Origin of the sequence: Cronobacter sp. EKM101R, assembly GCF_963888145.1 — a bacterium.
Classification (GTDB): Bacteria; Pseudomonadota; Gammaproteobacteria; order Enterobacterales; family Enterobacteriaceae; genus Cronobacter; species Cronobacter turicensis.
Genome location: NZ_CAWPHW010000042.1, coordinates 317652 through 329481, shown reverse-complemented (window position 1 = coordinate 329481; position 11830 = coordinate 317652). Strand labels below are relative to the sequence as shown.

9 protein-coding genes are annotated in these 11830 nt (G+C 51.7%); all 9 read right to left on the bottom strand.

Annotation, left to right across the window (positions count from 1 at the left end):
• Positions 1-5: 5 nt before the first annotated feature.
• The 9 genes from AACV31_RS18970 to spoT all read right to left on the bottom strand — a co-directional run bounded on the left by AACV31_RS18970 (position 6) and on the right by spoT (position 11817).
• Positions 6-557, bottom strand: a complete 552-nt coding sequence (locus AACV31_RS18970) for a fimbrial protein (protein WP_234006147.1) — start codon at positions 555-557, stop codon at positions 6-8.
• Positions 558-625: 68 nt separating this feature from the next.
• Positions 626-1177, bottom strand: coding sequence for a fimbrial protein (locus AACV31_RS18965; RefSeq protein WP_165155045.1), 552 nt, complete (start codon positions 1175-1177; stop codon positions 626-628).
• 113 nt (positions 1178-1290) lie between these two features.
• Positions 1291-1920 (bottom strand): fimbrial protein, encoded by a 630-nt coding sequence (locus AACV31_RS18960; RefSeq protein WP_242658636.1) that lies wholly within the window; start codon positions 1918-1920, stop codon positions 1291-1293.
• 31 nt (positions 1921-1951) lie between these two features.
• Entirely contained in the window at positions 1952-2926 is a 975-nt protein-coding gene (locus AACV31_RS18955; RefSeq protein WP_165155284.1) for a fimbrial protein, read from the bottom strand.
• 5 nt (positions 2927-2931) lie between these two features.
• Positions 2932-5394, bottom strand: coding sequence for a fimbria/pilus outer membrane usher protein (locus AACV31_RS18950; RefSeq protein ID WP_075197258.1), 2463 nt, complete (start codon positions 5392-5394; stop codon positions 2932-2934).
• 13 nt (positions 5395-5407) lie between these two features.
• Complete coding sequence (locus AACV31_RS18945; RefSeq protein ID WP_075197257.1) at positions 5408-6115, bottom strand: fimbrial biogenesis chaperone; 708 nt, start codon at positions 6113-6115, stop codon at positions 5408-5410.
• Positions 6116-6917: 802 nt separating this feature from the next.
• Entirely contained in the window at positions 6918-8999 is a 2082-nt protein-coding gene (gene recG / locus AACV31_RS18940; protein WP_165155047.1) for an ATP-dependent DNA helicase RecG, read from the bottom strand.
• Between the two features lie 3 nt (positions 9000-9002).
• Positions 9003-9692 carry a tRNA (guanosine(18)-2'-O)-methyltransferase TrmH gene (trmH, locus tag AACV31_RS18935; RefSeq protein WP_165155049.1) on the bottom strand — a complete coding sequence of 230 codons (690 nt, stop codon included), beginning with the start codon at positions 9690-9692 and terminating at the stop codon, positions 9003-9005.
• Positions 9693-9696: 4 nt separating this feature from the next.
• A complete protein-coding gene (spoT, locus tag AACV31_RS18930; RefSeq protein WP_165155051.1) occupies positions 9697-11817 on the bottom strand; it encodes a bifunctional GTP diphosphokinase/guanosine-3',5'-bis pyrophosphate 3'-pyrophosphohydrolase in 2121 nt (706 codons plus the stop codon).
• Positions 11818-11830 lie beyond the last annotated feature (13 nt).

The following is an 11830-nucleotide window of genomic DNA, read 5'->3' as shown; positions in this document are numbered from 1 at the left end:
CAGGATTACAGACGAACAATCTCGATAGTAATTGATGTTTGCACATTGCCCTCAACCACTTCCTGACCCGTGAGGCCAATCACCTGCGCACTTAGCGCTAACGGTTGGGTTCGAACGGGGATCGCGCCCTGATTAATCGTTACCCGTCCGCGGCTGCTTAAAAAGAGGCCGACACCTACGCCTTTTGCGGCGTTTTCCCCTGTTGCTGTGTTGGCAAATACGCTCCCTTCAACCTCATCAGCAGGTCCGGTAAACCTGACCGCGATTTTGCCTTCCTCAATACGCTGGTTACAGACCTCGTCCCCCGATAACGACACCAGAAGGGTGCCATCAAAAGTATTGCTTTTCAGTTGGCTCTGAGGAACCATCGTCGTCTTGTCAGCTAACAGGCTTATCGAATTTTTATTCATCGCTACTGTGCATGCGCCATCACCGGCGGTAATAGCACCATCTAAGGTAATGTTTGCTGATGACATGACGTTATCTGTAGGTTCCGCCTGAGCGGCACTCATCATAAAGAGTGTAGAGATCATGGCGAACAGAACTGACTTTCTCATGCTGAATATCCTATACATGAAATGAATAATAAGCGGAGCAATCCAGCCCCGCTTATTACCATGTAAAACTACAAACGCTCTATCTGAATGGTGACATTCGTTTCTAAATTACCTGCAACAGCTTCCTGACCGGCCAGTTTGACCATAGTAAAATTGATCCGGTTACCTTTTGCTGACGCGGTTAATGTATCAACATTCACTTTTAATGGAGTAAAATCCATCTTGTAAATCCCTATACCTAAACCTTTCGCAGCGGTGGCTGAACTGTTTGTATTTGCCAGTACAGTGCCCGCAGCGTTATCTGCTGTACCTGTAAACCGGTAAACCATTTTTCCTTCATCCATCAGCGAACTGCATGTCGCTCCGCCAATAACATTGATCGTTATGGTGGGGCCGTAAAGCGCGTAGTTATTGGCGCCCTGGTCGATAACTTCCGACATTTTTTCAGTAATCTGTAGGGTATCCTGACTCGGAAAGACGCTACATGATGACTCAGCATTTTGTATAATCGTCCCGCTAATATTAAGCGTCGCAGAAACATCTTTCGAAGTATCTTCGGCATGCGCGGAGAGACAGAGAAAACTGATGGCAATGGCAAGGCAGGAACATGACTTTTTCATGTTTAGCTATCCTGTGCTGGATATTTAAATATGCAGACACCCAATTAAGGGTGTCTGCATTAATCACGACTCAGAATGTATTATGCTCCCGGACTGATGAGCGCCTACATTACTTAGAGACGTACAATCTCGATAGTTAATGCGCTGGTAACATTACCGGCCTGGGCGGTCTGGCCTGCCAGTTTAACCATCGAAAGACCGATAGTCGTACCCTCGGTATACGCCAGAAGGCTGTCGGTGCTGTTTACACGCACCGGGGTTCTGTTTTCAGTAAAAATGCCCACCCCAACGCCTTTGGCACCTTGAGTGCCTGTATCCTGGTTCGCCAGAACCGTCCCTTCTGCATCATCGGTCGCGCCAGTGAATTTAAAAGCCATTCCACCTGTTGCAACCTTATTGGCGCAGTCAACCGGGCCAGTAATATTGAGTTTTACCAGACTCATCGTTGCGGCATTTTCGCCCTGGCCGACCAGGTCGTTGACATCCTGGCTTGACAGCGAAATTGTTGTATTATCCGGTACGACAGTACAAGCATCGGTAGCATCTGCTACAACAGTACCTGTAATACTCAGTGTTGCGGAAACGTCGTTAGGATTAGTTTCAGCCTGCGCTGCGCCAACCATAAAGAGAGCAGAAACTGCCAATCCTAAAATAGATTTTTTCATAATTTTATGTCCTTTAAAATTTTCAAATAAAATAGGTGAAAAGCAATCGTACCCAAAAAGGTAAAAATACTTTTCCATATTCTGTAATGTGTGCGCTGAAAATTATTACTTATAAATAATTTATTCTTAAGGTAATCTGTGCTTTCACGTTGCCCCCTGTTAAATCATTGCCAGTTTTTGCGTAACGCACAGAAAGCGGCAGAGAATAACTGTTCTGATCGGGTAGTGATAAATCCAGCGGAAAGTCGGGTCGCATTACTGTTCCGCTGAATAACATTTCAATACCGACGTTTTTCGCCGGGCTCTCGGGTGCTACGTTTTTAAATACCGTCGGGGCGTTGCTTTCATTCAGCCCTTCAATACTAAGGCTGGCTTTACTGATATTCATACACAGCAGATTGACGCTGACGGGCTGGGCATTTTTACCGCCATTATTTTTCAGTTCGCTGATTTTTACGGGAGGCAGCTCCACTTGTGGGGTTGCCATCTGAATCATGCAGTGCGCCTTCGGCGCAATCAGCGTCATAGCCAGATTCACGACCAGCGAGTTATCGCTGAGTGACACCAGTGAAGGAATTCGGAAATTCAATACACCGCCCTGCGTGATCGCCCCCGTTTTTATCGCCTCAAAACGTAACTTCACATCATCGGAAGTGATGGTTTTATTACTCAAGTCCCGTGTCTGCGTTGAGAACGGCAACACCCATTCTTTATGCGCTGAGCCCGGTTTGTCGTAAATCAGCGTCACCCGAATCCCCAGGCCTGGTAGCGCAGTAGCGTAAGTATCCTGCCCCTTTTGTTGCGTCGGCATTTTTCCGCTCAGCAGTTTGCTTATTTTCGCGCGGCACTCTGCGCTAATTACATCGTGTGTACCGCTGAGCTGGGCAAGCGTTGCTTCTCTTTTATAGATAACGCTGCCAACCGGTACCATGGTGATGTTATCGGGTAATTGAACCGTTACGGGTACCGTCATCGTTGATGGGTTTTGCTTAAGCGAGCAGTCGCCCGCGTATACCGGCGCAATAAACCCTTTTGCCATCATCACCACGACAGCAGCTTGCGCCAGCCGGAAACAGGTTTTCATCGCATTCATTGACAATTCAGCGTTAACAGGACAATAGGTAATTTAGGTGTCTGCTCTGACGGCATCTCAAACGGCACGGAGCAGGTCTGGTTTTCGCCCCATTTGAAGTTCAGCATGCCTTTATCGGGTACAGCATTGAGATACACCTGCCCTTTGTCGCCTACGTAAAACACGCTATCCATGCCTTCAATGCGCGCCCGTGCGCCGAAAGGCAGAACATCGCCGTTATGGTTGACGGTGATGACAGCTTTACGTCCGCGGATAGCTTTGAACTCAGCCAGCACGACGGCGTCTTTGGTCGGCACAAGCTGCGCTGAGGTGCTCACGAAATCGAGATCTTTACTCGCGCTTTGGGTGTTAATACCCAAATTGTTGCGATGGTAAGGCCGTAAATCCGTCACCAGAGCATACCCGCGCGAATCCGTGGTCATCTCCTGCCCGCTATTCAGCGGCACGTCGGCAATGCCCGGGATAGAAACTAACGCCATGCTGCCCGTTGTGTTGCGACCAAACGTAATGCCATGACGATGGCCCACGATGCTCCCGGAGGCATTCCACGAAATATATTTATTGTGGTCGGCGTTATAGGTCACATTCATATCGCCGTAGTTGCCCTGATAATCCAGCCCGGCGGAACCTGATTTAGTACTCTGTTCACCCTGTTTCGTGGCATAAGAAAGCTGTGTATTCCAGGTCGTACTCTGGCTTTCGCCCAGCTTGCCGTTAATGCCGAGCTGGTTGTTGATGTCGTTCTCCAGGCCTGACGTCGCCGTGTAATTCACCATCGGCTGCGCTGTCGGGAAGGTATCGCTAAACGGCACCGACAGGGTCAGCGCCAGTTGTTTGTCCCATACCGGCTCGCCCTCGCTGCGACTCATGCTATAAGAAAGTGTCAAGCTGACGCTTTTAATCGACCCATTCCAACCGACCTGCCACATGCGTGAAACGGAGTCATCCACGTTTTCGCTGCGGCTGAGCGAAGTATAAAAACTGTTTGAATCATCCAGTGACTGATTCACGGACAGGTTGTATTCACGGCGTTTACGGGTATCGGTAAATAAGTCTTCCGCCGTTGCCCAGTCGCTAAATGACAGGTAATCGCCGCTGTAATAACGGTTATCAAGTTGTATCTGCGTATCCGTATCAGGAATGTAGTTACGGTACGTCAGACGCACCATTTTCCCGCTACCTTCCAGCGCATTGCCGCGACGGCCTTTGCTGTGGGTAATATCCGCAGCAATCCCTCCGAGGCTTTTCAAATCCATACCCAGTCCAAGGCTAAACGCCTGATAACGATGGTGGTACTGGCTACCGCCATAGAGCGTGGTATTGAGCGGCAAACCACGGCTTATCACTGCCTGCAATATCTCCGGCTTGTCTTCCACTGAACTGGTGCCGGACATATAACGACCTACCGTGAGGTTATATTTTATTTGTCCGGTACGTAGCAGTTGAGGCACGCTGGAATAGGCGATCGTGTTATGCGTTTCTGATCCATCCGCTTCGGTTACCGTGACTTCCATTTTGCCGCCACTGGATACCGACGAGAGGTCGTTAATCATAAACGGCCCCGGCGGCACCGAACGCTGGTAAATCACATAACCATTTTCGCGTACGGTGACCCGGGCATTGCTTTTGGCTATGCCGCGAATAATGGGTGCGAAACCATTGAGTTGGTCAGGCAGCATATCGTCATCGGACGACAACTGGACGCCGCGAACCAGCAGGCTGTCAAAAACGTCGCCAGGCGTGCTGGAATCACCAACTGTCAGCTCACTCTTTAATGTATGAATAGCGGTTTCGACATAATTGGTAATGCTGTGGAAGCCCTCGCCGTTGCTTACCGTTGAGTTATTCCGGTAGCGCCACGCACCGAGGTTAATACCGTTAGTCAGGTTCGCGTAGGCGGTATTCGATGTATCCTTACTTTTATTCAGATATTGCTGGCCGGAGATCTGATAATTGTTGATTAGCGCCGGGATGCCATCGTCCCACTCTTCTTCAGGCACCCCTTGTACGCTTTCATCACGTAGTACTGTTTGTGGAATGATGATATCCAGCTGGAGCCTGGAGAAATCAAAAGCGAGTTTGGTACCTGGAACTTGTTCTTCCATTGGGACACAGGTGCTTTTAAGTTCGTTATCCTTTGCATCGGAACTGATCTTCTTCATATCCACTCCCAGCTTTTGGTAGGCCTTAAAAGAAAGGCACGCGACAAGCTGTTTATCCTTGTTCAGTTCAAACCGCACGCTGCTTATCATCACCGGCTTTTCATTCACATTAATGTGAACCCGATATGTGCCCGCAGGCTGATAGCCCTGGCTTAATAAACTGGTGTCGCTTAATGCGGCTTTTCCATCTACTGCCTGTAGTAAACCAGGGTCGAAGTACTCGCCAGCTGCGACGGTGCGACAAAAAATTGCTGACATCACAAAGGAGGCAAGCCACTTCAGTTTGGTACCACGCATAACGCCCTGTTACTTATTCAAGGTGCTGAGTAAACGTCTGAGATGTCACGCCAAAGTCGTTGATGCCATTCCATTCCACGCTTGTACCATTCGCAGGCGCATGCTTAAGTTTGTATGACTTTTTGCCAAACGGCGGGATGACCGTATTGTTGTCTACGACAGAAACCTGAATAGATTCTTTGTCTGCAACAATCTTGCTTAACACCAGGTAATAAGGTGATGAATTCTCAACGGTTAGATTATTCCCGTTGTGGCTCCAGTGCGCATTTTTCACGCCTTCGCCAGGATCGCCTTTTAAGCCTGCCGGACGGAAGAAAAACTTAATACGGTTGTTAATCGCCAGCACCATGCGGTTTTCAACTTTTGATTCTTCATCGGTTAATCCCGGTACGCCTTTTACGTCCAGCCAGAACAGACTTTCGCGATCGGCGGGCAAGCCATTACCCAGATACACAACGCGAATCACATTGTCGCTTTTAGGCGCAAGGCGGAATAATGGCGGTGTAACCACAAATGGCAGGTCTTTTTTTACCGTACTGTCGCCAGCATCCAGCCAGGACTGAATTAAATAGGCGCGATCTTCATTACTATGAACCGTCACCGATGCATCACCGTCTTTTTCATTATAAACCAGACGATCTGCGTTGAGTGTCAATGCAGCCCCTGCTATTCCTGACCAGCAGCTTGCGGCGAGGAGTGTTGTCAGGATTAATTTCTTCATTTTAAAAACCTAATAATGCTAAAAAGAGATAACTGACCCAATAGCGAATAATTTCCATAGGGCCTTATTGCTGTATTTATTACAGCGTTTCAATCTGTATAGCTAATGCGGATTGCCCCGGCCCACAGTGGATGCCGGGCAACCAACTGAACTATACCCATATAGAACATCATGCCGTCAGTACGGGCGCCATATAAATAGGCTTTTTTGCATGATAACTACTCCATTACTATTCATGATATGAATTTATTCGGGCTTATAGTTATCTTTATTTATATAGTTAAATACGTTGATAGTACGGCGCTGAAAACCCTTTTTCATAGCGCGGCGATATAATCGCTTCATAACTATCTTGCTTATAATTATTGGTGGTGGAAGGGTTTTCTTTCTTGATTAATTGTGCTTCCAAATGGAAATAAGAATTTAGCGCCGTGTTTTATCTGTTTTGTGAATGAGTGATATCACAGCTATCAATATGTGCGTCCTTCATTAATATTACTTTTGTATATGTGACGGCAAGGGTTTGCTTTTGTTTTCTTTCATTGTTGTTGTTTTTTTTGGGTAGGAGGTTTATTAAAAATAAAAATATATTTTTTTTGGTTATGGCTGTAGAGCGATTTACCCTCTTAATTATATAATTCTGAAAATCAATTTATTATCGTTATGAATGGGACTGCAGTAAATTATCTTAAAAAGTAACATCAGGCGGATGGGGTAAACAAGCCGGTAGTGCGGTTTAAGGTCAGCAGAGCGGCCTTCATGACACGTATAAAAAGAGTCACGAAGAGAGCAAATCATTGGGTTACGCGTTGGAGTAACGCTCGGTTTCCGGCATCCAGCGCTCAATTAATGCCGCTGCCTGCTCGGGATAACGCTCATGAATGTGGCGCGCAATACGTTGCACTTCTGGAATGAGTGACTGATCGCGCAGCAGATCCGCCACCTTGAATTCGGCGTTCCCCGTCTGACGGGTACCGAGTAATTCTCCCGGCCCGCGAATCTCGAGATCTTTCTGCGCTATCACAAAGCCGTCATTGCTGTCGCGCAGGACCTGCAGGCGAATCTGCGCTGTTCTGGAGAGCGGAGATTTGTAGAGCAGTACGCAATGGGATGCAACCGCGCCGCGCCCGACGCGTCCGCGCAGCTGATGCAGTTGCGCAAGGCCGAGCCGCTCCGGGTTTTCGATAATCATTAAGCTGGCGTTAGGAACATCCACACCCACTTCAATAACGGTGGTCGCCACCAGAAGATGCATTTCGCCCTGCTTAAACGCCTGCATCACCGCCTGCTTTTCCGCGGGTTTCATGCGCCCGTGCACCAGCCCGACGTTGAGTTCAGGCAGTGTGATTTTCAGCTCTTCCCAGGTCGCTTCCGCCGCCTGCGCTTCCAGCAGTTCCGACTCTTCAATCAGTGTACACACCCAGTACGCCTGACGGCCCTCTTCAAGGCAGGCGCTGCGCACACGCTCGATAATATCGCTGCGACGGGTATCGGGAATGGCGACGGTGGTGACGGGCGTACGGCCAGGCGGGAGTTCGTCGATAACCGAGGTATCCAGATCGGCATATGCCGTCATCGCCAGCGTGCGGGGAATAGGCGTGGCGGTCATGATCAACTGATGCGGATGAAAGCCCTGTTGCTGACCCTTTTCCCAGAGCGCCAGACGCTGATGTACGCCAAATCGGTGCTGCTCATCAATGATGACCAGCGCCAGGCCATTAAACTGCACCTGCTCCTGGAAAATCGCGTGCGTGCCGACGATCATCGAGACCTGGCCGCTGGCGATAGCGTCCTGCTGCGCCTGGCGCGCTTTTCCTTTTTGCTTGCCCGCCAGCCAGCCCACTTCAATGCCGAGCGGGGCGAACCAGTTACGGAAATTGTTGGCGTGTTGTTCGGCCAACAGCTCCGTTGGCGCCATCAGCGCGACCTGTTTTCCGTTGGCGATAGCGCGTAGCGCGGCAAGTGCCGCCACCAGCGTTTTGCCGGAGCCGACATCGCCCTGTACCAGCCGCATCATCGGAATATCCAGCGCCATGTCGCGCTCGATTTCCGCCACCACGCGCGCCTGCGCGCCGGTGGGTTTGAAAGGCAGCGAGGCGAGCAGTTGCTCTTTTAGCTCATCATGGGCAGCAAGAGCCAGGGCGTGGTAACGCTGGGCGCCGGCGCGTAGCGCCAGCATACTGAGGTTGTGCGCGAGTAATTCTTCCAGAATTAATCGACGCTGCGCAGGATGCTGTCCGCTCTCTAAATCTTCAAGTTTCATATCCGGCGGCGGGCGATGCAACGTGCGCAACGCCTCCGGAAGGCTCATCAGCCCCTGTGACAACTCCGGCGGCAACAGCTCGGTAATGGCGCACGTTTCCAGCAGTTCCAGCGCCTGATCGGTAAGCTTACGCAACGTCGCCTGACGCACGCCTTCGGTGGTCGGATAAACGGGCGTCAGGGTTTCCTGCATTTCCGGCGCGCTGACATCGCCCTGAATACGGTACTCAGGATGGATCATTTCCGCGCCGTATTTACCGCGTTTCGCTTCGCCATACGCCAGCACGCGACGGCCCGTCGCAAGGCTGTTTTTCATCGCGGCGTTGAAGTTGAAAAAGCGCATCGTCAGGATGCCGGTGCCGTCGCTTATCTGGCAGGTCATCATGCGGCGGCCGCCAAACGTGATATTGCAGTTCAGGACTTCGCCTTCCACCGTGGCGTAAACGCCAGGCAGAAGGTCGTTGATGGGATAAAGATGGGTGCGGTCTTCGTAGCGCAGGGGAAAGTGCAGCAGCAGATCCTGGATAGTATGCAGGCCAATTTTAGCGAGCTTCGCGCTCTGGCTGGCGCCCACGCCGGTCAGCGAGCTTAGCGGTACGGCGTCCAGCAAATGGCCGCGCATCGTTTACTCCGCAGCCTGCATGGTGGTCCACCAGGCAGGCTGCGCGTCGATTTCGCCCAGCTCATTCACGCGCGGATAGGGCAAACCTTTACGCTTCGCGACTCTCGCCAGCACCGGGTAGCCGCCTTCAAACAGCAGGCGCTGCTGTTCCTCTTCAGGCAGGGTACTATTGGCGCGTCGATACATTCCCGCGTTTTGCCGCTGGCGCTGCGCTTCATAAAGAATAAGCGCTGAGGCGACGGAAACGTTAAGGGACTGCACCATGCCGATCATCGGAATGATGATGTCCTGGTCTGCCAGCCGCAACGCCTCTTCGGTAATACCTGTTTTTTCCTGCCCCATCAGGATGCAGGTTGGGCGCGTATAGTCGATTTCACGAAAATCGACGGCCTTGTCAGAAAGATGGGTCGCGAGGATTTGCATGCCGCGCGCTTTCAGATGGCCCACCGCATCGCCGATGTTGCGATGGGTTTTTACTTCCACCCAGCTGTTGCTGCCTGCGGCGGAAGAGGCCATGGTACGCATGCGGTTTCCCGGCCAGACGGCGTGGACTTCATGCACGCCCACGGCGTCTGCGGTGCGGATGATAGCCGAGACATTATGAGGCTTATGCACCTGCTCCATGCAGACCGTGAGATCGGGCTGACGCCGGGCCAGCATCTCGCAGATACGCGCGTAACGCTGAGAATTCATACGGTTAGTTTCTGTTACGGGTGACTTTAATCACGTCCGGCATCACGCGAATTTTACGCATGATATTCGCCAGATGTACGCGATCGCGCGCCGTAAGGCGAATGAAGGCGCTGTACACGCGGCCATCTTTCTCTTCAGTATTCAGGCTCTGAATATTCGAACCCGCGGTGTTGATTGCCGCCGTCAGGTTCGCCAGCGCGCCCTGGTGGTTAAACATATCCACCTTGATCTCGGTGATAAACTCCTGTTCGGTCTCTTTATCCCACTCGACCGCCATAAACTTCTCGGGCTCTTTCTGATAGCCGCGGATGTTCCGGCAGGATTCATGATGGATAACAAGACCTTTGCCAGGGCTGACGTGCGCGACGATCGGATCGCCGGGAATCGGGCGACAGCATTTGGCGAAGGTAATCAACACGCCGTCTGCGCCTTTGATCGGCAGATGGCTGTGGCCGGACGCCGGCACGCTCGGCTGATTGCTTGCAGCGGCCTCGCCCTGCAGCAGGTTTTTCGCGACCACCACGCTCATGGCGTTGCCGAGACCGATTTCCGCCAGCAGATCGTCAAGCGTGGCGAGCTTCATACGCTCAAGCTCACGCTGGATATGCTCCGGCGGGATTTCTGCCAGTTTACGGCTGCCACCCAGCGCATGATTCAGAAGACGGCGGCCAAGGCTCACCGAGTCATCACGCTTGAGGTTTTTCAGCATCTGGCGAATTTTGGCGCGTGCTTTGGAGCTGACGACGAAATTGAGCCAGGCGGCGTTCGGGCGCGCGCCCGGCGCGGTAATAATTTCTACGGTCTGGCCGCTGGCAAGCGACTGAGACAGCGGATAGGGCTGGCGGTCAACACGTGCGCCAACGCAGGCGTGGCCGATATCCGTATGCACCGCATAGGCGAAATCGACCGGCGTCGCGCCCGCAGGTAGCTCGACAATGCGCCCTTCCGGCGTGAAAACGTAAATCTCATCCGGGAAGAGATCGGATTTAACGCTCTCGATAAATTCAAAAGAACTGCCCGCGCTCTGCTGAAGCTCCAGCAGGCTTTGCATCCAGCGCTGGGCGCGGATCTGCGCGGTCGTGCTACTTTCGCCGTGCTCTTTATAAGCCCAGTGCGCCGCGACGCCCATTTCCGCCATCTGGTCCATATCTTCCGTGCGGATCTGCACTTCGACCGGCACGCCGTGCGGGCCAATCATTGAGGTATGGAGCGACTGATAGCCGTTCGCCTTAGGGATCGCGATGTAATCTTTCATGCGGCCGGGACGCGGTTTGTAGAGGCTGTGCATCTGACCAAGCACGCGATAGCAGGTATCGACATCTTTTACGATCACGCGAAACGCGTAGATATCCATGATCGAGTGAAAACGCTGCTCTTTGAGCACCATTTTGCAGTAGATGGAGTAAAGATGTTTTTCGCGACCGCTGACACGACAGGGAATGCCCGCTTCCTGCAAGCGCCCCTCGATTTCAGAAAGAATCTTCTGAATCATCTCTTTACGGTTGCCGCGCGCGGCCTTAACGACCTCTTTAATGACGCGGTAACGGTTCGGGTGCAGCGCCTCGAAACCCAGTTCTTCCAGTTCGGTTTTAAGGTGATGAATACCGAGGCGGTGAGCCAGAGGACTATAAATTTCAAGGGTTTCGCGGGCGATGCGGCGACGCTTATCGGGGCGCAAAGAGCCCAGCGTGCGCATGTTATGAGTGCGATCGGCGAGTTTAATCAGGATGACGCGGATATCCTGCACCATCGCCATAATCATTTTGCGAAAGTTTTCGGCCTGCGCCTCTTTCTTATCGCGGAATTTCAGCTTATCAAGCTTCGATACGCCTTCCACCAGTTCGGCAACGCTTTTACCAAACAGCTGTTCCATGTCCTGGTAGGTGGCAGGTGTATCTTCAATCACATCATGCAGTAGCGCAGCCATGAGCGTTTCATAGTCGAGCTTCATCTCGGCCAGAATACAGGCCACGGCTACTGGATGAGTGATGTAGGGTTCGCCACTTGAACGTGTCTGTCCCTCGTGAGCATCACGTGCAACGAGATAAGCCTGCTGCAGACGCTTAATCTGGTCCGCAGGCAGGTATTGTTGAATCAGTTGATTCAGGCTTTCAAACAGATACAAGGGCTACCCGCAC